Here is a 21,876-nt window from a genome sequence, read left to right as displayed (position 1 = left end):
CGGTTTTGACTCACCGAAAGGACGAATCATGGATAGCGCCGCGCCCAACCCCACCGACATCCCCGCCCCCGGCAGCTACCGCTGGACGCCCGCACTCCAGCGCGAATTTCTGGACCAGCTCGCGATCAACGGCTCGGTCAAGATCGCCGCCGCGATGGTCTGCATGTCGCCCGGCGCCGCCTATCAGCTCAAAGGGCGCCCCGAAGGCGCCGCCTTTCGCCTCGGCTGGTCTGCGGCAATCCTGATCGCGCGCGGGCGGCTCGCCGACGAATTGCTCGACCGCGCGATCTGGGGCGTCGAAGAAACGAGCGACCGCGATGCCAATGATCATCATCATTACACCAAACGCCGCCGCCATATCCCCAGCCTCGGCCTCGCGATGCTCGCGCGCCTCGACAAGATGGTCGAAACCCGCGCCCGCGCGGGCGAAGCGATGCTGGCGCAGATCATCGCGGGCGACTGGGCGGGATTCCTGTCGCTGTTCGACGTCGATGCCGACAATCCCGACGCGACCGGCCACCCCGCCGCGCTCGCCTGCTGGCTCGCCGCTCGCGACAATCGCGCCAACCCGCTTGCTGCCCTGTGGAAAGATACATCGATCGCGAATGAAGTTGCGCAGTTTTCCGCCGATATCGAAGAGGAACCCGAAGCCGATCCGACCCCCGAGGAAGAGGCTGCCGCGATGACGATGTGGCGCGATGAAGAAACCAGCGAATGGCGCACCAACTTCCCGCCACCCGATGATTTTATCGGCATCGAGGAAGGCGAATTCGGCGACCCCGACTATGAGCGCACCCTCGACCCCGATGAAGAAGCCGCGTGGGAGGCCACTTGTGCCGCCGCCACCGCCCCGCTGCGCAAAGCGGGCGAGGCCGCGCGCCGCGCCTTCTTCGGCCTGCCGGTCGCGGCGAATGATCCGACGGCGGAACCCGCGTCAAAACCACGCAATACCGCCCATGGCTGATCAATCCTCCCTGTGCCGGAGGCATGGGGAGGTGGCAGCGCGAAGCGCTGACGGAGGGGCCTTTGGCGCTTCCGTCGCAGCCCCTCCACCATCGCCTGCGGCGACGGTCCCCCTCCCCACGCCTCCGGCACAGGGAGAACCCGCAAAGGCACCAACCCGCCGCCATGGCTTTAACCCCTTCCCCTATCGGTCCGCGCTGGCTAAGGGGGCGCGCAACCCCCATCCCCGCGCGAAAGGGCTTTGCACCCCATGAAACTCATCTCCGGCAACAGCAATCTTCCGCTCGCCCGCGCGATCGCGGACTATCTGGAACTGCCGCTGACCGACACCAGCGTCCGCCGTTTTGCCGACGAGGAAGTCTTCGTCGAAATTCACGAGAATGTCCGCGGCCAGGATGTCTTCATCGTCCAGCCGACCAATTTCCCGGCGAACGACAATCTGATGGAGCTGCTGATCATCACCGACGCGCTGCGCCGCGCCTCGGCGAAGCGCATCACTGCGGTCATCCCCTATTTCGGCTATGCCCGCCAGGACCGCAAACCCGGTCCGCGCACGCCGATCTCGGCCAAGCTCGTCGCGAACCTCATCACCACTTCGGGCGCCGACCGCGTCCTCGCGATCGACCTCCACGCCGGGCAGATCCAGGGTTTCTTCGATATCCCGACCGACAATCTCTATGCCGCGCCGGTGATGAGCGCCGACATTCAGGCCCGCTTCGGCGGCAAGAATCTGATGGTCGTGTCGCCCGACGTCGGCGGCGTGGTGCGCGCCCGCGCGCTCGCCAAGCGGCTCGACAACGCCCCGCTGGCGATCGTCGACAAGCGCCGCGAACGTGCCGGCGAATCCGAAGTCATGAACATCATCGGCGATGTGAAGGGCCGCTTCTGCATCCTGATCGATGATATCGTCGACTCGGCGGGCACGCTCTGCAACGCCGCCGCCGCGCTGAAGGCTGCGGGCGCCGAAGGCGTCGTCGCTTATTGCACCCATGGCGTCCTGTCGGGCGGCGCGGTCGCGCGCGTCGAGGCGAGCGAGCTTACCGAACTGGTGATCACCGATTCGATCCAGCCCACCGACGCGGTCAACGACAGCAAAAAGGTCCGCGCCCTGACCGTCGCGCCCCTGCTCGGCGAAGCGATCAAGCGGATCGCCGACGAAAGCTCGGTCAGCAGCCTGTTCGACTAAGGACACATTGCCTTGTCGCCGCTTTGCGCCCAGACTTTGCGTGAGGAACGCAGGGCATGGGACAGGATGATGGCAGACGGGGGGCGGATTGCCTGAACAGGGACACCCACGCCGCCGTCGGTTCCTCCGGCGCATGCTGACCTCTCTGACCTTCCTGACCGGAAGCTTCGCCCTGCTGGCGCTGGCGCTGTGGGCGGCCTTCCCTCTGCCGTCGCTCGAAGGAAGGCGGAGCAGCCAGGCCTTTGCCGACCCGAATAGCCCGGTCGCCGCAGCGGTCGCTTCGGCGTCAGTGCAGCATCCGGGAAAAAGCGGCATTTATCTGCTCCCCGACGCCCTCGACGCCTTTGCCGCGCGGGTCGAAATGATCCGCGCCGCGCAGCAGTCGGTCGATCTGCAATATTATATCTGGCACAATGACCTGTCGGGCCGCATCCTGCTCTCCGAACTGGTCAAGGCCGCCGACCGCGGCGTGCGCGTCCGCCTGCTCATCGACGACAACACCACCGCCGGGCTCGACCCGATGCTCGCGGGCGCCAATGCGCATCCGGGGATCGAGGTGCGCCTGTTCAACCCGCTGACCTTGCGGCGCGTCCGCCCGGCCAATTATATTTTCGCCTTTCCCCGCCTCAACCGGCGGATGCACAACAAGTCGCTGACCATCGACGGCGCGGTAACGATCGTCGGCGGGCGCAATGTCGGCGACGAATATTTCGGCGCCGAACAGGACGGCCTGTTCATCGACATGGACGCACTGGCGATCGGCGCGGTGCTGCCCGCGGTGTCGGCGCAGTTCGACCAATATTGGAACAGCCGATCGGCCTATCCCGCCGAGATGCTGCTCGCCGCCGATCGCACCGAGCCCATGGATGCGCTGCGCGACCCGCCCGAATCGAACAGCCTGCGCGGCCAGCAATATCGTCAGGCGATCGCCGGGACCGCCTTCATTCAGGGCGCGATGAGCCAGACGCTGAACTGGCAATGGACTAACGTGCAATTGTTCAGCGACGATCCGGCAAAGGCGCTGGGGGCCGAGCCCCCCGAGTCGCTGCTGATCAACCGGCTGAAACCGGTGATCGCCGACGCGCGGAGCAGCTTCGACCTCGTCTCGGGCTATTTCGTTCCCGCCGATTTCGGGACCAGCCTGCTCACCGGCCTCGCGGCGCGCGGGGTCGATACGCTGGTCGTCACCAACAGCTTTGCCGTCACCGACGTTCCGCTGGTCCACGCCGGCTATATCAAGAAGCGCAAGCCCCTGCTCGACGCCGGGGTCCGATTGTTCGAGGTTCGCCCGGGCCCGCAGGGCCGCGCCGAAGAGCCCGAGAATAAGGCCACCCGCTTCAGCGGCGGCGGCGAAAGCCTGCACGCCAAAACCTTCGTCGTCGACCGGCGGTTGCTGTTCGTCGGCTCGTTCAATTTCGATCCGCGCTCGGCCCAGCTCAATTGCGAAATGGGCTTCGTGATCGACAGCCCCTATTTGTCGGGCCTGGTCGCCGACGGGCTGCGCGAACGGCTGCCCGATCACAGCTATGCCGTCACACGGTCGCCGCAGGGCAAGCTCGAATGGATTGACGCGGCAAAAGGAAAGCGCGGCATCCTGACCACCGAACCCGGGACAACCACATGGGACCGCACGTCGATCTGGCTCCTCTCGCACCTGCCGATCGACTGGCTGCTCTAGCGTGATATTGGCCAGTGACAATTGCGCGGCCGGGCGGCATGGCCAGAGACCATGACTCACTGGAGCCCCCATGCGCACTGACGACATCGCCCTCGCCCACCGCCTCGCCGACGCCGCTGGCGCGGCGATCCGCCCGCTGTTTCGGGCCGCCTTCACCCATGAAGCCAAGGCCGACGCCTCGCCGGTGACCGAGGCCGATCGCGCCGCCGAGGCCGCGATGCGCAGCATCCTGAGCACCGAACGTCCAGACGACGGCATCATCGGCGAAGAATATGGCGCCGAACGCGTCGATGCGTCGCGGCAATGGGTGCTCGACCCGATCGACGGCACGGTCAGCTTCATGGCCGGCCGCCCGATCTTCGGCACCCTGATCGCGCTGCTGCAGGACGGCTGGCCCGTGCTCGGCATCATCGACCAGCCGATCGGCGGCGAACGCTGGGTCGGCGCGCTGGGCAAGCCGACGCTGTTCAATGGCCAGCCCGTGCGTACCCGCGCCTGCCGCAAACTCGCCGACGCGACCCTCGCAACGACGGGACCGCAATATTTCGCCGACCATGACGCCGAACATTTCATGGCACTCGCCGGCCAGACCGCGCACAAACGGCTGATCTTCGGCGGCGACTGCTATAATTATGGCCTGCTCGCCAGCGGCCATATCGACCTGGTGGTCGAGGCAGGGCTGAAGCTCCACGACTATGCCGCGCTCGTCCCGATCGTCGAGGGCGCGGGCGGCACGATGTGCGACTGGAACGGCGACCCGCTGAACGCCGACAGCGCGGGCCATGTCCTCGCGCTCGGCGATCCGGCGCGGCTCGAGGATGTGATCGAAGGACTCGCCTGCCACCATTAACCGGGAAGGATGGATTCATGGCTTTTCGGTCGGCACCGGCCCCTCGGGCGAGAAGATGGCCGCAGTGAATTTGCGCTGCGTCCCCGACGCCGACCTTGACGCCCTGACAATTCACAAAGTCGACGGCGCCAGTTTTTAGGAAATTTTACAGTATCTTCGCTTTACACCAGCGACAATACTGCTACCGGCACCCCCGACGCGAAGATAGCGTCCACTATATTTGGGGGAATAAATGAAAAAATTGATTTTGGCTGCGGCCTGCGCGGTCGGCTTTGCTTCGCCCGCGCTTGCGCAGGAAGGCAGCGAAAGCAATGCCAAGGCAGGCCTTCGCGTCGAAGCGCGCGCAACCTATGAAACGCCGACCGTCAGCGACATCGACGACGAAGATGACGATGTCTACAAGCTTGGCAGCGCGGTCGCATTTGGCGGCGAAGTCGGTTTCGATATCGCGGTCAGCTCGTCGGTCGTCGTCGGCCCCTATCTCACCTTCGAAAAATCGTCGGTCAAAACCAGCGACGGTGCCGATTACCTGAAGGTGAAGGACAATCTCGCCGCCGGACTGCACATCGGCTATGCCGTCGGCAGCAAGGGCCAGATCTACGGCAAGGTCGGCTATGCCAAGCTTCGCCTCGAAGCGCAGGTTGGCGCGTTGCGAGAGACCGACAGCGGTTCGGGCGTTCAGGGCGCGATCGGTTATGAGCATGGCTTTGGCGATAAATTCTATGTCCGGGCCGAAGCCGGCTATGGCGACAATGGCCGCATCGGCGGAATCAAGTTCCAACGCCGCCACGTCGGCGTCGGAATGGGCGTTCGTTTCTGAACCCAGCGTCGTTCATGATGTGAAAGAACGGGGGCCCGGCGACGGGTCCCCGTTTCTTTTGATCCCCGGCACCGCTTGCATTTCAGCGCGAATCCGTCTAGGCGCGCCGCTTCCGATTGTAACGACTGGCTGAAAGGGCTGCCATGTCGCTACGCAAACGGACTTCCTAAGGAGACCAAAATGCCCAAAATGAAGACCAAGAGCGGTGTGAAGAAACGCTTCAAATTCACCGCCTCCGGCAAAGTGAAGCACGGCGTCGTCGGCAAGCGTCACCGCCTGAGCAGCCATAATGCGAAATATATCCGTACCAACCGCGGCACCAGCGTGCTCAGCGAAGCGGATACGGCACATGTGCGCCTCTGGGCGCCCTACGGCCTGAAGTAAGGAGCCCCTGGAATGTCACGCATCAAACGCGGCGTTACCACGCGCGCCAAGCACAAACGCGTATTGGAACAGGCGAAGGGCTATTATGGCCGTCGCAAGAACACCATTCGTATCGCCAAGCAGGCGGTCGAAAAGGCCGGCCAGTATGCCTATCGCGACCGCAAGGTTAAGAAGCGCAACTTCCGCGCTCTGTGGATCCAGCGCATCAACGCTGCGGTTCGCGCCGAAGGTCTGACCTATTCGCAGTTCATGCACGGCGTGAAGCTGGCCGGGATCGATCTCGACCGGAAAATCATGGCCGACCTGGCGATGAACGAAGGCAATGTTTTTGCCACGATCATCAGCCAGGCGAAGGCAGCGCTGCCCAAGGCAGCCTGACGCTTCACGCCAAGGCAAAAGAAACAAGGGCGGTCCCATCGGGGCCGCCCTTTTTCGTTTGGGAAGCAGTATACGGATAGCGGCTATCCGGAAGCAGCCGTCTCGCGTCGTTCCGATTCGCCACAGGACCGCCCACACCGGCCGTTGCGAAGTCTGCTCCAGCGACGTAAGACGAATCGAACATCAAGAGTTGGGGCGACGCCCAACGCCAACCTGCCAATCCGGGCAAGGTGGCACTCCGCAAGGAGGATGTGGCCGAGCCGGCAACTGAAACGGATCAAGCCACCAAGCGTCGCCCCCGAAAGAGGAAGCGACGCACCGTGCCGATAACAATACCCGATCAGCTCCCTGCTCGACATACGCTTGAGGCCGAGGGGGTTATGGTGATGGGTGAAGCCGATGCAGTACGCCAGGACATCCGGCCGCTGCGGATCGGTTTGCTCAACCTCATGCCAAACAAGATCAGCACCGAAACCCAGCTAGCCCGACTGCTTGGGGCAACCCCGCTTCAAATCGAATTGACGCTGGTGCGGATCACAGATCACATCTCACGCAACACATCGGCCGATCACATGGCGGCATTCTATCGACCGTGGAGCGACGTTAGCGCCGAGCGATTCGACGGCTTCATCATCACGGGCGCACCCGTCGAGCGTCTGCCTTATGAGGATGTTCGCTATTGGCCCGAACTGCGGTCGATCCTTGATTGGACCCAAACGCATGTCCATCGCTGCTTCACGATCTGCTGGGCTGCACAAGCCGCGCTTTTCCACTTTCACGGCATACCGAAGCGCGACCTGTCGCGCAAAGCCTTCGGCATATTCAACCACCAGAACCTTGCCCCCACATCGCCCTATCTTCGGGGTTTTTCAGATAACTTCGATGTTCCGGTTTCGCGCTGGACAGAAGTTTGCCCTTCGGCTTTGGCGGGCGCGAAAGGGCTTCAGATTCTTGCCGGCAGTGCCGAAGCCGGCGCGGGCCTGGTCGACGACCGCGCTCACAGCACGTTGCACATGTTCAATCACCTTGAATATGATACCGGCACGCTCGCGGATGAATACCACCGCGACGGCCCTGCTCAGCTTCCGAAAAGCTATTTTCCGGCCGACGATCCTACCCGGTCCCCGCAGAATCGATGGCGCGGCCATGCTCACCTGCTGTTCGCGAACTGGATCAACGAAATCTATCAAACCACGCCTTTTGATTTCATCGGTAGCGGGAATGCGGAGCGACCGAATTTCTGACCATCTTGCCGGATCGCTCCCTATTTCTGTTACCCTGCGCCACCTGCTTGCTTCCCGAACGAAGAAGCGGCGCGAAGCTCTCGCCCCGCGCCGCCTCGACAATGGTTTCGCTAGAAAACCATCGCCCCCCTGTCCAAGCCGAATAGCCGTGGGTCGCAGAAAGCTGACGGCTTGGACAAAGCTCTGGAAAATCCGTCGTCTATTTCAGGTCCACGCCAATCCCATCCATTGACGCCGACGGCCGAAACTTCCGTGGCCTGTCCGCTCCCTCCAGAAAACGGACCTTTCATCTATGCGCCAGTCGAGGCCCGCAAAATTGTAAAAACCCGACACGCGAGATACGGTAACATTGTTCTTTGCCCACATTGTCAGCTAGATGTGCGGACATGCACGGCCGGACCATCCCATCCGATATTTCTCCTCCGGGGGCTCATGTCGTCACGCGCTTCTTTCCGCTCTCCGCAAATCTGCACCCCTATGTCAGCGCGATTTACCTGAGCGATATCGCGGTGCCCGATGGCGAACGGATTGACGATTATCTGCACCCCGAATGGGCGAATTTGCGTTTTATCGACGGCGAAGCGCCCCTCGCCGCGATCGGCGACGCCCCCCTGACCGCGAGCCCGCATTTCTCGGTCACCGGACCGACAAGCCACGCAACGCACTTTACCGTCGGCAATATGCGCGCCTGGGGCATCGGCATCCTGCCGATGGGCTGGGCCAAGTTCATCCCCCTGCCCGCCGATGACCTTGCCGACCGTTCGTGCGACGGCGCCGAACATCCCGCCTTCGCCGCCTTTGCGTCGCTGGCCGGCGCGTTGCGGCAGCAACAGGATGATGATGCGGCAGCGGCGATGATCAACTCGCTTCTGACGGGCCTGCTCGCTGATGCGCCGCCCGACGATCCCGCCATTCTCGCGGCGCACCGCGCGCTCGTCGACGACGATCTGGCGACCGTCGCCGATCTTGCGGCCAAATTGTCCTTGTCCGAACGCTCGGTCGAGCGGCTGAGTCACCGCGCCTTCGGCTTTTCGCCGAAATTGCTGTTGCGCCGCCAGCGCTTCCTGCGCTCGCTCGGGCGCTTCATGCTCGACCCGTCGATGGCGTGGATCGATGCGCTCGATCATCAATATTATGACCAGGCGCAATTCACCCATGACTTTCACCGCTTCATGGGGATGAGTCCGCGCGCCTATGCAGGACGGTCGAAGCCGATATTGGGCGCCGCCGCCTTTGCCCGCGCCGCCGCCGCCGGTGCAGCGGTCCAGGGGCTGCACAAACCCGCCGGATAGCGCCGTTCGGGGTTGACCCGCGCCGCGCCTTCGGTGCAAGCGGCGGCAAGGCAAAGGCGGGCTCTCCGCACCCAATTGCAGTCATTGAGAAGCAAGCGGCGGCGCAGTCATGCGTCCCGCCGCGGCAGGACGAATAACGATGAGCGAAGTTCAGGCGATGCAGACCCGGCTGGTGGGCGATATAGCGGCGGCGGCCGACCTCGACGCGCTGGAAGCGCTACGCGTCGCGGCGCTGGGCAAAGCCGGGAGCGTCACTGCGCTTCTGAAAACACTCGGCAGCCTGTCTCCCGAGGAACGCCAGTCGCGCGGGCCCGAGATTCAGGGCCTGCGCGAAGCAGTGACCGCCGCGATCGCGACGCGCAAGGCGGCGCTCGACGCCGCCGCACTCGACGTCAAGCTCGCCGCCGAAGCGATCGACATGTCGCTCCCCGCCGACGCCACGCCGCGCGGCAGCGTCCATCCGGTCAGCCAGGTGATGGACGAGCTTGCCGAAATCTTCGCCGACATGGGCTTTGCCGTGGCGACGGGTCCCGAAATCGAGGATGACTGGCGCAATTTCACCGCGCTCAACATCCCCGAAACGCACCCTGCGCGCGCGATGCACGACACTTTCTATTTCCCCGACAAGGATGCCGAAGGCCGCGCGATGCTGCTGCGCACCCACACCTCGCCGGTCCAGATCCGCACGATGATGAGCGAAGAACCGCCGATCCGCATCATCGCGCCGGGCCGCGTCTATCGCAGCGACAGCGACGCGACCCACACCCCGATGTTCCACCAGGTCGAAGGGCTCGTGATCGACCGCGGCATCCATATGGGCCACCTCAAATGGACGCTCGAAACCTTCCTCAAAGCCTATTTCGAGCGCGACGACATCGTCCTGCGCCTGCGCCCCAGCTATTTCCCCTTCACCGAACCCTCGGCCGAGGTCGATGTCGGTTACAAGCAGGAAAAGGGCCGCCGCATCGTTGGAGGCAGTGGTGACGACGAAGGCCACGCCTGGATGGAACTCCTCGGCAGCGGCATGGTCAACCGCCATGTGATCGCCAATTGCGGGCTCGATCCCGACGAATGGCAGGGCTTCGCTTTCGGCGTCGGGGTCGATCGGCTCGCGATGCTCAAATATGGCATGGACGACCTGCGCGCCTTCTTCGACGGCGACCTGCGCTGGCTCGCCCATTACGGGTTTAACGCGCTGAGTGTCCCGACGCTCAGCGGAGGAATTTCGGCATGAAGATCACCCTCGACTGGCTCAAAGAGCATCTCGACACGACTGCGACCGTCGACGATGTCGTCGCGACGCTCAACCGCATCGGCCTTGAGGTCGAAGGCGTCGAGAATCCGGCCGAGAAGCTCACCGGTTTCCGCGTCGCCAAGGTGCTGACCGCCGAACGCCATCCGCAGGCCGACAAATTGCAGGTGTTGACGGTCGACACGGGCGACGGTGGTGCGCCGCTGCAGATCGTCTGCGGCGCCCCCAATGCGCGCGCAGGCCTGATCGGCGTGCTCGGCCTGCCCGGCGCGGTCGTCCCCGCGAACGGCATGGTGCTGAAGGTTGCCGCAGTGCGCGGCGTCGAATCGCACGGCATGATGTGCTCAACGCGCGAACTTGAGCTGGGCGACGATCATGACGGGATCATCGAACTCCCCGCCGACGCGCCGATCGGCGCGAGCTTCGCCGATTATTCGGGTGCGGGCGAACCCGTAATCGACATTTCGATTACCCCGAACCGCCAGGATTGCATGGGCGTGCGCGGGATCGCGCGCGACCTCGCCGCTGCAGGACTCGGCACGCTGAAGCCGCTCGATGTCCCGACGATCGCGGGCGAAGGTGCGCCCACGACCGAAATCCGTACTGACGATGCCGAGGGTTGCCCCGCCTTCTTCGGCCGCACGATCGCCGGCGTCACCAACGGCACTGCGCCCGAATGGATGCGCCGCCGCCTCGAAGCCGTCGGCCAACGCTCGATATCGGCGCTTGTCGACATCAGCAATTATGTGATGTTCGACCTTGGCCGCCCGAGCCATGTCTATGACCGCGCGCAACTGACCGGCGCGCTCGTCGCTCGTCGCGCAAAGAATGGCGAAACCGCGACCGCGCTCAACGGCAAGGAATATGCGCTCACCGACACGATGACGGTGCTCGCCGACGATCATGGCGTCCACGACATCGCGGGCATCATGGGCGGCGAGCATAGCGGGTGCAGCGAGACGACGACCGACGTGTTGCTCGAAATCGCCTATTTCACCCCCGAACGCATCGCGCTGACCGGACAGGCACTGGCGCTGACCAGCGACGCGCGCAGCCGTTTCGAGCGCGGGGTCGACCCCGCCTTCCTCGACGATGCGACCGCGATCGTCACCGGCCATATCCTTGCCATCTGCGGCGGCACGCCGTCGGCGGTGACGCGTGCGGGAACCCCGCCCGCCGACGTGCGCCACATCGATTATGATCCGACGCTCGCCGAGACGCTGGGCGGAATCGCGATCGCCCCCGAACGCCAGCGCGAGATTTTGGCCGCGCTCGGTTTCGGCGTGATCGAGCAAGGTGCCCGCTGGCAGGTCGCCGTGCCGAGCTGGCGCCGCGACATGGACGCCGCGCCCGATGTGGTCGAGGAAGTGACCCGCATCCACGGTTTCGACGCCATCCCGTCGACCCCGCTGCCGCGCAGCGAAGGCGTCGCCAAGCCGACCGCAACCCCCGAACAGCTGCTCGAACGCCGTGCGCGCCGCGCCGCAGCCGCGACAGGTTTCCACGAAGCGGTAACCTGGTCGTTCATCAGCGAACGCGAAGCCGCGCCCTTCGGCGGCGGGGCATGGAGCCTGGCCAATCCGATCAGCGAGGACCTCAAGGTCATGCGGCCGTCGTTGCTGCCCGGCCTGCTCGCCGCGACGCAGCGTAACCAGCATCGCGGCGCAACGAGTGTCCGCCTGTTCGAAATCGGCCGCCGCTATCTGGCCGATGCCGAGCATCCGACGCTGGCGATTGTGATGGCCGGGAACAAAAGCGCGCGCAGCTGGCAGGTCGGCAAGGCCGCGCCGTTTGACGCCTTCGACGCCAAGGCCGCGGCGCTTGCGCTGCTCGAGGCGGCAGGCGCGCCGACCGACCGGTTGCAGGTGATGGAGGCCGTCGCCGAAGGCAGCATCTGGCACCCCGGCCAGTCGGCGACGCTGCGCCTCGGCCCCAAAGCGGTGCTCGCCGAGTTCGGCGCGCTCCACCCGCTGCTGACCCGCACGTTCGACGTCGATGGTCCGGTGATGGCGGTGCAGATTTTCCTCGATGCGATCCCGGCGAAGCGCGCGAGCGGCCCGGCACGCTCCGCCTTCACCCCGCCCGCACTGCAGTCGGTGCGCCGCGATTTCGCTTTCCTTGCGCCCGAAACGCTGACCGCCGCCGATCTGGTGCGCGCGATCCGTGGCGCCGACAAGACGAGCATCGTCGATGCCCGGCTGTTCGACCGTTTCGCCGGGCAAGGCGTTCCCGAAGGACAGGTGAGCCTGGCGGTCGAAGTCGAACTACAACCGCAGGACAAGAGCTTCACTGACGCCGAGCTGAAAGCGATCGCCGACAAGGTGGTCGCGGCGGCGGCGAAGGCCGGGGCGGTGCTGCGGGGCTGACGCTCACTCGCACCGACGAGACAATAGGGAGAGTTGTACCATGGACACCCGTCACCTCGTCGACCGCGAGATTGCACCGCTGATCGATCTTTTTCCGCGGGTCGATCTCGCCTCGGCACCGATCGATCAAATTCGCGCCAGTGCGGCGGAAAGCTATGCGATCCTGCCGCCGCCGGTCATCGCGCCCGAAGAGATATTGGTGCCGTCGATTCACAGCGGACCTGACATTCCTATCTTTCTCTATCGCCCGGCGGCGAGCAAGCCGGGTAGCGGCGCGATCCTCCATATTCATGGCGGCGGGATGGTCATGGGGTCGGTGCAACAGATGCAGGCCGGGCCTGCCGCGCTGGCTGCTGTGGCCGGGGTACCGGTCGCATCGGTCGAATATCGCCTCGCGCCCGAACATCCCTTCCCTGCCCCGCAGGAGGATTGCCATTCGGCGCTGACCTGGCTCGCGGGCCAGGCGGAGACCCTCGGTTTCGACGCGAGCCGGATCATCGTCGCGGGCGAAAGCGCGGGCGGCGGGCTCGCCGCGGCGCTCGCGATCATGGCGCGCGATCTGGGGGGCCCTGCGATCGCGGGCCAGCTTCTCACCTATCCGATGCTCGATCACCGCACCGGCGGCGAGGACTGTCCCTATCGCAACCCGACGACCGGCGAATTCATCTGGACGCGCGCGAGCAACCGCTTTGGCTGGAACGCGCTGCAAGGCGACTACAAGGCCGACGACGCAAGACGCGGTTGGTTTTCGCCGAGCCGCGCCGAGGACCTATCGGGCCTGCCCCCCGCCTATATCGCGACCGGCAGCCTCGACCTCTTCTTCGACGAGAATCTGGATTATGCACGCCGCCTCACCGCAGCGGGCGTCCCGGTCGATCTGCACAGCTATGCCGGCGCGATCCATGCCTTCAACGCCATCCCTGACGCCGCGCTGTCGCAGCGCTTCAACGGCGGGCTGCTCGCGGCGGCGGCGGTCATGGCGGGCCCTGCGCGGGGCTGAGCCGGCGCGGGCTATATGGTTTTCGGCCGGACGCAGCCCTATATATCCGCATCAACGATGAAGGATCGGGTATGGCGAGCCACGACCAGTATCAGCTTTTTAGAACAGCGGCTGGCGTAGCGGCAATCGGCTGGAGGGGCGCCGCGATCACGAGCTTTCGTTTGCCCGCTCCCGCGGCGTCCGAAACCGAACGATCCGTCTTGCGCAGCTTACCCGGCGCGGCGCGTGCGGAGCCTCCGGCCGACATAGCCACGGTCGTCGAAGCCGCGATCCGCTATTTCGAAGGCGAGCGGATAGAGTTTTTCGAAACCGCGGTCGATCCGGGCCAGCAACCACCCTTCTTCACGCAGGTCTATGCTTTCGTCCGCACGCTCGGCTGGGGCGAAACGACCACCTATGGCGCTGTTGCGCGGGCGCTGGACGCGGGTCCCGAACACGCCCGCGCGGTCGGTCAAGCGATGGCGACGAACCCGGTCCCCCTGATCATTCCCTGCCACCGCGTCATGGCGGCGGGCGGCAAGATCGGGGGTTTCTCTGCCCCCGGCGGCTCGACATCCAAGGCGCGGATGCTCGAACTCGAAGGCGTGCCGGTCACCGTGGCCCCGGTTCAGCATGGGTTTGATTTCTAGGCCGCGACCGCCGCATCGCTGTTGCTGACCGCGGCTTCGAGCATACGCTTCTCGAGGCTCTTCACCCGCGCCGGACTGTCGATCTTGTCGCCGATCAAATCGGTGACATAGAAGGTGTCGACCGCGCGCTCGCCATAGGTGGCGACATGCGCGCTGTGCACGGTAACCTTCGACTGGAAGAGCGCATAGGCGAGCTGGTTGAGCAATGCCGGACGGTCCTGCGCGTTGACCTCGATCACCGTGAAGCGGTTCGACGCCTTATTGTCCACGAAGACATTGGGGGCGATAGTGAACGCCTCGGCACGGGGGCGCGGCAGCGCGCGCGCTTCGAGCTTCGGCAGCAGTTTCTGCCGGCCCGCGAGCGCATCTTCGATCGCGCGGGTCAGCCGGACGATCTGCTCGGCTTCGGCGAACGGCCGCCCCAGCGGGTCCTGTACGAGGAAATTGTCGAGCGCGAGCCCGTCGCGCGTCGTGTGGATGCGCGCGTCGATGATGTTGCCGCCGGCGAGGTGGATTCCGGCTGCGATGCGATAGAAAAGTCCGGCATGATCGGCCGCCAGGACCATCACCAATGTGGCGCCGCGATCATCGTCGGGAACCGCAGCGATGTGCAGCGGGGCATCACCGGCATTCTGCATGTGGATCAGATTCGCGGCGATGACCTCTACCGGTTCGGCGATCCAATAGCTTTCGGGTAGGCGCCGGGCCAGATGGGCAAACGTCTTTTCGTCGAGCCGGAGCATGTCGGCGACGGCTTCCTTCTTGCTCGCGATCCGCGATTCACGCCCGCGCTGCTTGTGGCCGAGGCGCAGCACCTCTTCGGCGGCGTCATAAAGTTCGCTGAGCAACTGGCGTTTCCAACTGTTCCACACCCCGGGGCCGACAGCCCGAATATCAACGACGGAAAGCACGAGCAGCAGGCGCAGCCGTTCAGGCGACTGCACCAGCCCGGCGAAATCGAGGATCGTCTTGAAATCGGCAAGGTCGCGCTTAAACGCCGTCGCCGACATCAGCAGATGATAGCGCACGAGCCATGACACGGTCTCGGTCTCGGCATCGCTGAGCCCGAGGCGCGGACAGACGCGCAGCGCAAGTTCGGCGCCGAGCACGCTATGGTCGCCGCCGCGCCCCTTGGCGATGTCGTGGAGCAATACCGCGACATAGATGACGCGGCGCGACTGGATCTGTTGCAGAATCACCGTCGACAGCGGGTGATCTTCCTTCAGCTGCCCCTGCTCGATCCTGGCGAGCAGCCCGATAGCGCGGATCGTATGTTCGTCGACGGTATAGTGATGATACATGTCAAACTGCATCTGCGCGACGACACGGCCGAAATCGGGAATAAAGCGGCCGAATACCCCCGCCTCGTTCATCCAGCGCAGCACCGTTTCAGGATCGCGCGGGGACGTCAGCACATCAAGGAACAGCGCGTTGGCACGCGCGATCCGTCGCACCGCGCGTGCGTCGATCAGTTTCGCTTCGTGACGCGCCTGGCGCATCGCCTGCGGATGAATTTCGAGCCCATATTTGTCAGCGAGCGCGAAAATCTCGACCAGACGTACAGGGTCGTCGCGAAAGAAACCGTCGGTCGGCAGCGCGAGGCGCCCGCGATCGAGGACAAAGCCGTTGAGCTTTCCCGGCCGGCGGCGGATCGTCGGCAGGAAGCGCCGCCCCCGCGCCGCGAGCTGGTCGTCGAGATGCGCGAGGAAGGTGCCGGTAACGTCGCCAACGCTTTTGGCATGGATGAAATAGAGCTGCATGAAGCGCTCGACCGCGCTTTTCCCCGGCCGCTCGGCGAAATGCATCCGGCGCGCGATTTCGGGCTGGAAATCGAAAGTCAGCCGATCCTCGGCGCGGCCCGCGAGGATATGGAGGTGGCAGCGCACCGCGAGAAGGAAGTTTTCGGCGCGCTCGAACTGGCGAAGCTCGCGTGCCGATAGCAGTCCGGCGTCGACCAGTTCGGGAACGGTGCGGACGCGGTGGATGAATTTGCCGATCCAGAACAATGTGTGAAGGTCGCGAAGCCCGCCCTTCCCTTCCTTCACATTGGGTTCGACGACATAGCGCGAATCGCCCATTTTCTTATGCCGCTCGTCGCGCTCGGCGAGCTTGTCGGCGACGAAAGCGCGCGCGTTGCCCGCCACAACCTCAGCATCGAAGCGCGCGCTCGCCTGTTCGTAAAGGGCGCGGTCTCCCCAGATGAAGCGCGCTTCCAGAAGCGCGGTGCGGATCGTCAGATCCTCCTTCGCGGCACGGATCATCTCGTCGACCGAGCGGCTCGAATGACCGACCTTCAGCCCCAGGTCCCACAAAGTATAAAGCTGCGCCTCGATCACCTGTTCGGTCCAGCTCGTCTGCTTGAACGGAGTCAGAAAGCCGATGTCGATGTCGCTGTGCGGCGCCATTTCGCCGCGGCCATAGCCGCCGACCGCAATCAGCGTGATCCGTTCGCCCGCCGAGCGGTTGTTCGCGGGGTAGAGATGACCGGTCGTGAAATCGTGGCTGAGGCGGACGATCTGGTCGATCAGAAAGGCCGTCGCGCTCGCCGCGAGCCGCCCCGACGAAGGCCGGGCCAGCAGCCGCCGCTCGATCTCGGCGCGCCCGTCGTCGAGCGCAGCCTTGAGCAACGCCACCATCGCGCGCCGCCGCGCACCGCCATCCTTGCTGTCCGCCGCAATCTCGTCGAGCTCGCCTGCGAGCCGGCGCCGATCAATGATCGCGCGGCGGTCGTCGAGATGGGCGAACATATCGCTCATGGCGCGTCGGTCATCAGGCGTTTGAGTGTATAGAGCGCTTCCAGCGCATCGCGCGGCGCGAGCGCGTCGGGGTCGATCGCCGCCAGTGCCTCGCGCAACGCATCCTTCGCCGCTGCGGGCGCTGCGGCGAGCGTCGCGGCGAAGAGCGGCAGGTCGTCGAGCCCCGCCGCGAGCCCGCCGGTCGCCTCGCGTCCCGCCTCAAGCTTTGCAAGCACGGCTTCGGCGCGTTTGACGACGCCCGCAGGAACGCCCGCAAGGCGGGCAACGGCAAGGCCATAGCTGCGATCGGCGGGACCGTCCGCGAGTTCGTGGAGCAGCACCAGATCACCCTGCCATTCACGCGCGCGGACATGGTGGAGCGACAGCGCATCCAGCGTTTCGGCGAGCCGCGTCAGTTCGTGATAGTGGGTCGCGAACAGGCAGCGGCACTTGTTGACCTCATGCACCGCCTCGACCACCGACCAGGCGAGCGCGAGCCCGTCATAGGTCGAAGTCCCGCGCCCGACCTCATCGAGGATGACGAAGCTTTGCGGGGTCGCCTGCGCAAGGATCGCCGCGGTTTCGACCATTTCGACCATGAAGGTCGAGCGACCGCGCGCCAGATTGTCGCTCGCGCCGACGCGGCTGAACAGCCGGTCGACGAGCCCCAGTTTCACCGACGCCGCAGGAACGAACCCGCCGGCCTGCGCAAGGACGACAATCAGCGCATTCTGGCGGAGGAAGGTCGATTTACCACCCATGTTCGGACCGGTGACGAGCCAGAGTCGGTCATCGGGCGAGAGCGACACATCATTGGGAACGAAGCGTTCGCCCGACCTGGCGAGCGCGGCCTCGACCACCGGATGGCGGCCACCGGCGACGTCGAGGCAGGGTTCGTCGGCAATATCGGGACGGCACCAATTGTGGCTCATCGCATGGTCGGCGAGCGCGGCGGCGACGTCGATGCGCGCAAGCACGTCGCAGCTCGCGGCGATTGCCTCGCGGCGCTGCGTCGCCTGTTCGGTCAATGTTTCGAGATGCGCGGCCTCGGCCGCGAGCGCATGAACGCCCGCCTGCGTCACCCGGCTCGCGGCTTCGTGAAGGTCCGACGAATTGAAGCGCACAACGCCGGCAAGCGTCTGGCGATGGGTGAAACCCGATTCGGGGAGCATCAGTGCATCGGCGTGCTTGGCGGGCACCTCGACATGATAGCCGAGGACGCCATTGTGGCGGATCTTGAGCGAGACGATGCCGGTACGGTCGCGATAGCCCGCCTCGAGCACCGCGATCGCCTTGCGCCCGTCGCGCGCGGTTTCGCGCAGCGCGTCGAGCGCCGCGTCATAGCCTTCGGCGACATAGCCGCCCTGCGCGGCGTCGACCGGCGGGGTCTCAATGAGCGCACGCGACAGTTCATCAACGAGCGCGCCATGGCCGTCGAGCCCGGGAAGCAGCCGCGCGAGCAGCGGCGGCAGATCGGCACGCCGCGCGAGACGCTCGCGCAGAAGCCGCGCGCCGCCGAGCGCATCGCGAAGCTGCGCGAGATCGCGCGGCCCGCCCCGTCCCGCGACGAGGCGCCCAAGCGCCCGCCCGGCATCGGGGAGCGCGCGCAGACCCGCGCGCAGCTCACCGCGCCACAGCGCATCGCGCGCGAGCGCATCGACAAGGTCGAGCCGATCGAGAATCGCGCCCTTATCGGTGAGCGGGCTCGCCAGATCGTCGGCGAGCAGCCGCGCGCCCGCCGCAGTCACGGTGCGGTCGATCGTCCCGAGCAGGCTGCCGTCGCGCGCGCCGGTCATCGTGCGAACGAGTTCGAGGCTCTCGCGCGTCGCAGCGTCGATCGCCATCCGGTCGCCCGACTGGTGCCGCACCGGCGGCTGGAGGAAGATCGGCTGGCCGGTGGCGACATGGTCGAGATAGGCGGCGATCGCGCCCATCGCCGCCATTTCACCGCGGGTGAAATTGCCAAAGCCGTCAAGCGTCTGAACCGCGAACATCGCCTCGAGCCGCTTCTGGCCGGGACCGCTCGCAAAATCGCTCGCCGGGCGCCGCACGACCTGGCGCACGCTCCAGTCGGGAACATCGCCCGCACCTTCGCTGACCAGCAGCTCGGACGGCGCAAGCCGCGCGAGTTCGGCGTCGACCGCATCGCGGCGCACCGCAACGACCTCGAACCGCCCGGTCGAAATATCGGCGGCGGCGATCGCGACATCGCCCTCGCTGCCGATTTCGGCAAGCGCGGCGAGGCGGTTGGCGCTGCGGCCCTCGAGCAGGCTTTCTTCGGTCAGCGTTCCTGCGGTGACGAAGCGCACGATCGCGCGCGCGACCAGCGCCTTCGACCCGCCGCGCGCCTTGGCCTCTGCGGGGGTTTCGATCTGTTCGGCGATCGCGACCCGATGTCCGGCGCGGATCAGGCGCGCGAGATAGGATTCGGCGGCATGGACGGGCACGCCGCACATCGCCACCGGCGCGCCGTCATATTCGCCACGCGAGGTCAGCGCGATATCGAGCGTCGAGGCCGCAGCCTTGGCATCGTCAAAAAACAGCTCGAAAAAATCGCCCATGCGATAGAAAAGCAGACAGTCGCCTGCCTTTTCCTTCAGTGTCCAATATTGCGCCATCATCGGCGTCGCGGCAGGAGTCGGCGCGGGGCTGGAAATTTGGGGAGCACGGGTGGTGGCGGTAGCAGGCATTCGCCCTGCTTAGCCATTGACGGCGACATGGCAAGGCGCGCAGCGTCGAGATTGACGGTTACTTTTTGCGGATGGCGACGCTAGGGAACGGGCGTGGATGCACATCCTGTGACTTTTAGGGGATTGAAAAATGGACAGTGGTAGCAAAGTGCAATTCTCGGACCGCGAGGCGCTACTCTACCACGAATATGGCCGCCCCGGAAAAATCGAGATCGTCGCGTCGAAACCGATGGCGACGCAGCGCGACCTCAGCCTCGCTTACTCGCCCGGCGTCGCCGTGCCGGTGCTTGCGATCGCCGAGGATCCGTCCAAGGCCTATGATTATACGATCAAGGGTAATCTGGTCGCGGTGATCTCCAACGGCACCGCAATCCTCGGCCTCGGCAACCTCGGCGCGCTCGCATCGAAGCCGGTGATGGAAGGCAAGGCGGTGCTGTTCAAGCGCTTCGCCGACGTCGATTCGATCGATCTTGAGGTCGATACCGAAGATCCCCAACGTTTCATCGAAGCGGTCGAACTGCTCGCGCCCAGCTTTGGCGGCATCAACCTCGAAGATATCGCGGCGCCTAACTGCTTCATCATCGAAGCGGCGCTGAAAGAACGCATGAACATCCCGGTGTTTCACGACGACCAGCATGGCACCGCGATCATCACCGCGGCCGGGCTGATCAACGCCTGTCACCTGACGGGCCGCGATCTTGCGACGGTAAAGGTCGTGGTCAACGGCGCCGGCGCCGCGGCGATCGCGTGTACCGCACTGATCAAGGCGATGGGCGTACGCCACGAAAATGTCATCATGTGTGACCGCAAGGGCGTGATCTATCAGGGCCGCACCGAAGGCATGGACCAGTGGAAATCGGCGCATGCGGTGCCGACCGAAACGCGCGACCTCACCGAAGCGCTGGTCGGCGCCGACGTGTTTCTGGGCCTGTCGGCCGCGGGTGCGCTGAAGCCCGAGATGGTCAAGGATATGGCGCCCGCGCCGATCATCTTCGCGATGGCGAACCCCGACCCCGAAATCTCGCCGCCCGACGCGCGCGCAGCACGGCCTGACGCGATCATCGCCACAGGCCGGTCAGATTATCCGAACCAGGTCAACAATGTCCTGTGCTTCCCATTCATCTTCCGCGGCGCGCTCGACGTACGCGCGACTGCGATCAACGAAGAGATGAAGATCGCTGCGGCCTATGCAATCGCCGATCTCGCGCGCCAGCAGGTGCCCGAGGAAGTCGCCGTGGCCTATGGGGGACGCGCCTCCAGCTTCGGCCCCGAATATATTATTCCATCGCCCTTCGATCCGCGTTTGATGGAAATCGTCCCCGCGGCGGTCGCCCAAGCGGCAATGGACACGGGCGTCGCACAGTTTCCGATCGCCGATATGGATGCGTATCGCACGAAGTTGCGCGCGCGCCTCAACCCGACGACTTCAGTGCTGACGCTCGCCTATGAAGCGGCGCGCGCCAATCCCAAGCGTGTCGTCTTTGCCGAGGGCGAAGAGGAAGTCGTGCTGCGTGCGGCGATCCAGTTCCGCGACGGCGGCTATGGCATCCCGGTACTCGTCGGGCGCGAAGGGCTGCACGACAAACTCCGCGCCATGGGCGTCGCCGATCCCGAGAGCTTTGAAGTCCACAACAGCGTCAATTCGCCGCATGTGCCGCAGATGGTCGACATGCTCTATGAACGGCTGCAGCGTCGCGGATATCTGCGCCGCGACATCGAACGCATGGTCAATCGTGATCGCAACATCTTTGGTTCGCTGCTGCTCAAGCTCGGCCTTGGCGATGCGATGATCACCGGCACGACACGCACCTATTCGCAGACGATGCGCGAAGTGCGCCGCGTGATCGACCATGCCGAGGGCAAGACGCCGTTCGGCATCCATGTGCTGGTCGACCAGCATCACACCATCTTCATGTCCGACACGACCGTCAACGAACGCCCGTCGGCCGAAATGCTGGCCGACATCGCCGAACGCACCGCGCAAGTTGCGCGTCGCATGGGGCATGAACCACGCGTCGCTTTCCTGTCCTATTCGACCTTCGGCAACCCGCCGGGGTCGTGGCTCGACAATATCCGCGAGGCGGTGGCTATCCTCGATCAGCGCCAGCCGGGCTTCGAATATGAAGGCGAAATGGCGCCAGACGTCGCGCTGAACGCGAAGGTGATGAAAAACTATCCCTTCTGCCGCCTGTCGGGGCCCGCCAATGTGCTGGTCATGCCGGGACTGCAATCGGCCAATCTGTCGGCCAAGCTGCTCCGCGAACTGGGCGGTGGCGCCGTCATCGGCCCGATGCTGGTTGGCATGGAAAAGCCGGTGCAGGTCGCGACGATGGCATCGACCGCGTCCGATCTCGTCACCCTCGCGGTTCTCGCAGCGGGCGGAATCGCGCAGTAAAACAAGATCGGCGC

Annotated in this window: 16 protein-coding genes and 1 riboswitch; of the genes, 14 read left to right on the top strand and 2 right to left on the bottom strand. The window is 65.0% G+C overall.

All coding sequences use genetic code 11. From position 1 onward, the window contains the following. Positions 1-28: 28 nt before the first annotated feature. From CDQ91_RS15755 to CDQ91_RS15690, 13 genes are all read left to right on the top strand, one after another. On the top strand, positions 29-964 hold the full coding sequence (locus tag CDQ91_RS15755) for a hypothetical protein (RefSeq protein ID WP_088473674.1): 936 nt from the start codon (positions 29-31) through the stop codon (positions 962-964). 249 nt (positions 965-1,213) lie between these two features. Continuing rightward, a complete protein-coding gene (locus tag CDQ91_RS15750; RefSeq protein ID WP_088473673.1) occupies positions 1,214-2,149 on the top strand; it encodes a ribose-phosphate pyrophosphokinase in 936 nt (311 codons plus the stop codon). Between the two features lie 133 nt (positions 2,150-2,282). Then, a complete protein-coding gene (locus tag CDQ91_RS15745; protein WP_088473672.1) occupies positions 2,283-3,827 on the top strand; it encodes a phospholipase D family protein in 1,545 nt (514 codons plus the stop codon). Positions 3,828-3,897: 70 nt separating this feature from the next. After that, the gene (gene hisN / locus CDQ91_RS15740) at positions 3,898-4,677 is read left to right on the top strand and encodes a histidinol-phosphatase (protein ID WP_088473671.1); all 780 of its coding nucleotides are present in this window, start codon (positions 3,898-3,900) and stop codon (positions 4,675-4,677) included. 232 nt (positions 4,678-4,909) lie between these two features. Then, positions 4,910-5,497, top strand: a complete 588-nt coding sequence (locus CDQ91_RS15730) for an outer membrane beta-barrel protein (protein WP_088473670.1) — start codon at positions 4,910-4,912, stop codon at positions 5,495-5,497. A gap of 180 nt (positions 5,498-5,677) precedes the next feature. Next, positions 5,678-5,881 (top strand): 50S ribosomal protein L35, encoded by a 204-nt coding sequence (rpmI, locus tag CDQ91_RS15725; protein ID WP_088473669.1) that lies wholly within the window; start codon positions 5,678-5,680, stop codon positions 5,879-5,881. Positions 5,882-5,893: 12 nt separating this feature from the next. Beyond that, entirely contained in the window at positions 5,894-6,259 is a 366-nt protein-coding gene (rplT, locus tag CDQ91_RS15720; protein WP_088473668.1) for a 50S ribosomal protein L20, read from the top strand. 175 nt (positions 6,260-6,434) lie between these two features. Further along, positions 6,435-6,540, top strand: a riboswitch (SAM-I-IV-variant riboswitch). 39 nt (positions 6,541-6,579) lie between these two features. Further along, positions 6,580-7,503, top strand: a complete 924-nt coding sequence (locus CDQ91_RS15715) for a homoserine O-succinyltransferase (RefSeq protein WP_088473667.1) — start codon at positions 6,580-6,582, stop codon at positions 7,501-7,503. 386 nt (positions 7,504-7,889) lie between these two features. Next, positions 7,890-8,795, top strand: a complete 906-nt coding sequence (locus CDQ91_RS15710; RefSeq protein WP_088473666.1) for a helix-turn-helix domain-containing protein — start codon at positions 7,890-7,892, stop codon at positions 8,793-8,795. Positions 8,796-8,934: 139 nt separating this feature from the next. After that, complete coding sequence (gene pheS / locus CDQ91_RS15705; protein WP_088473665.1) at positions 8,935-10,029, top strand: phenylalanine--tRNA ligase subunit alpha; 1,095 nt, start codon at positions 8,935-8,937, stop codon at positions 10,027-10,029. Continuing rightward, positions 10,026-12,413 (top strand): phenylalanine--tRNA ligase subunit beta, encoded by a 2,388-nt coding sequence (pheT, locus tag CDQ91_RS15700; protein WP_088473664.1) that lies wholly within the window; start codon positions 10,026-10,028, stop codon positions 12,411-12,413. Before pheS ends, pheT begins: the two co-directional genes overlap by 4 nt. 40 nt (positions 12,414-12,453) lie before the next feature. Next, a complete protein-coding gene (locus CDQ91_RS15695; protein ID WP_088473663.1) occupies positions 12,454-13,413 on the top strand; it encodes an alpha/beta hydrolase in 960 nt (319 codons plus the stop codon). A 200-nt stretch (positions 13,414-13,613) separates the two neighbouring features. Continuing rightward, positions 13,614-14,042, top strand: a complete 429-nt coding sequence (locus CDQ91_RS15690; protein ID WP_201791909.1) for a methylated-DNA--[protein]-cysteine S-methyltransferase — start codon at positions 13,614-13,616, stop codon at positions 14,040-14,042. Here the strand turns inward: CDQ91_RS15690 and CDQ91_RS15685 are convergent. After that, positions 14,039-16,798, bottom strand: coding sequence for a [protein-PII] uridylyltransferase (locus tag CDQ91_RS15685; RefSeq protein WP_088473661.1), 2,760 nt, complete (start codon positions 16,796-16,798; stop codon positions 14,039-14,041). The two genes, CDQ91_RS15690 and CDQ91_RS15685, sit on opposite strands and share 4 nt — an antisense overlap. After that, positions 16,795-19,467: a DNA mismatch repair protein MutS gene (mutS, locus tag CDQ91_RS15680; protein ID WP_419722569.1), complete on the bottom strand. Its 2,673-nt coding sequence runs from the start codon at positions 19,465-19,467 to the stop codon at positions 16,795-16,797. Before mutS ends, CDQ91_RS15685 begins: the two co-directional genes overlap by 4 nt. 130 nt (positions 19,468-19,597) lie before the next feature. On the opposite strand from mutS, the gene CDQ91_RS15675 reads away from it, so the two are divergent. Next, entirely contained in the window at positions 19,598-21,862 is a 2,265-nt protein-coding gene (locus CDQ91_RS15675; RefSeq protein ID WP_088473660.1) for an NADP-dependent malic enzyme, read from the top strand. The last annotated feature ends 14 nt before the right edge of the window (positions 21,863-21,876 follow it).

Source organism: Sphingopyxis witflariensis (assembly GCF_002205635.1).
GTDB classification, from domain to species: Bacteria; Pseudomonadota; Alphaproteobacteria; order Sphingomonadales; family Sphingomonadaceae; genus Sphingopyxis; species Sphingopyxis witflariensis.
Note: the sequence above shows the minus strand (reverse complement) of the source record. Positions and strands in the feature narration are given on the sequence as shown.

Excerpts from the sequence above, each read along its gene's own strand:
- CDQ91_RS15750 (WP_088473673.1), top strand. The coding sequence starts at position 1,214 with ATGAAACTCATCTCCGGCAACAGCAATCTTCCGCTCGCCCGCGCGATC.
- rpmI (WP_088473669.1), top strand. The coding sequence starts at position 5,678 with ATGCCCAAAATGAAGACCAAGAGCGGTGTGAAGAAACGCTTCAAATTC.
- CDQ91_RS15685 (WP_088473661.1), bottom strand. The coding sequence starts at position 16,798 with ATGAGCGATATGTTCGCCCATCTCGACGACCGCCGCGCGATCATTGAT.
- CDQ91_RS15710 (WP_088473666.1), top strand. The coding sequence starts at position 7,890 with ATGCACGGCCGGACCATCCCATCCGATATTTCTCCTCCGGGGGCTCAT.
- mutS (WP_419722569.1), bottom strand. The coding sequence starts at position 19,467 with ATGCCTGCTACCGCCACCACCCGTGCTCCCCAAATTTCCAGCCCCGCG.
- pheS (WP_088473665.1), top strand. The coding sequence starts at position 8,935 with ATGAGCGAAGTTCAGGCGATGCAGACCCGGCTGGTGGGCGATATAGCG.
- CDQ91_RS15745 (WP_088473672.1), top strand. The coding sequence starts at position 2,283 with ATGCTGACCTCTCTGACCTTCCTGACCGGAAGCTTCGCCCTGCTGGCG.
- CDQ91_RS15675 (WP_088473660.1), top strand. The coding sequence starts at position 19,598 with ATGGACAGTGGTAGCAAAGTGCAATTCTCGGACCGCGAGGCGCTACTC.
- rplT (WP_088473668.1), top strand. The coding sequence starts at position 5,894 with ATGTCACGCATCAAACGCGGCGTTACCACGCGCGCCAAGCACAAACGC.
- pheT (WP_088473664.1), top strand. The coding sequence starts at position 10,026 with ATGAAGATCACCCTCGACTGGCTCAAAGAGCATCTCGACACGACTGCG.
- CDQ91_RS15730 (WP_088473670.1), top strand. The coding sequence starts at position 4,910 with ATGAAAAAATTGATTTTGGCTGCGGCCTGCGCGGTCGGCTTTGCTTCG.
- hisN (WP_088473671.1), top strand. The coding sequence starts at position 3,898 with ATGCGCACTGACGACATCGCCCTCGCCCACCGCCTCGCCGACGCCGCT.
- CDQ91_RS15695 (WP_088473663.1), top strand. The coding sequence starts at position 12,454 with ATGGACACCCGTCACCTCGTCGACCGCGAGATTGCACCGCTGATCGAT.
- CDQ91_RS15755 (WP_088473674.1), top strand. The coding sequence starts at position 29 with ATGGATAGCGCCGCGCCCAACCCCACCGACATCCCCGCCCCCGGCAGC.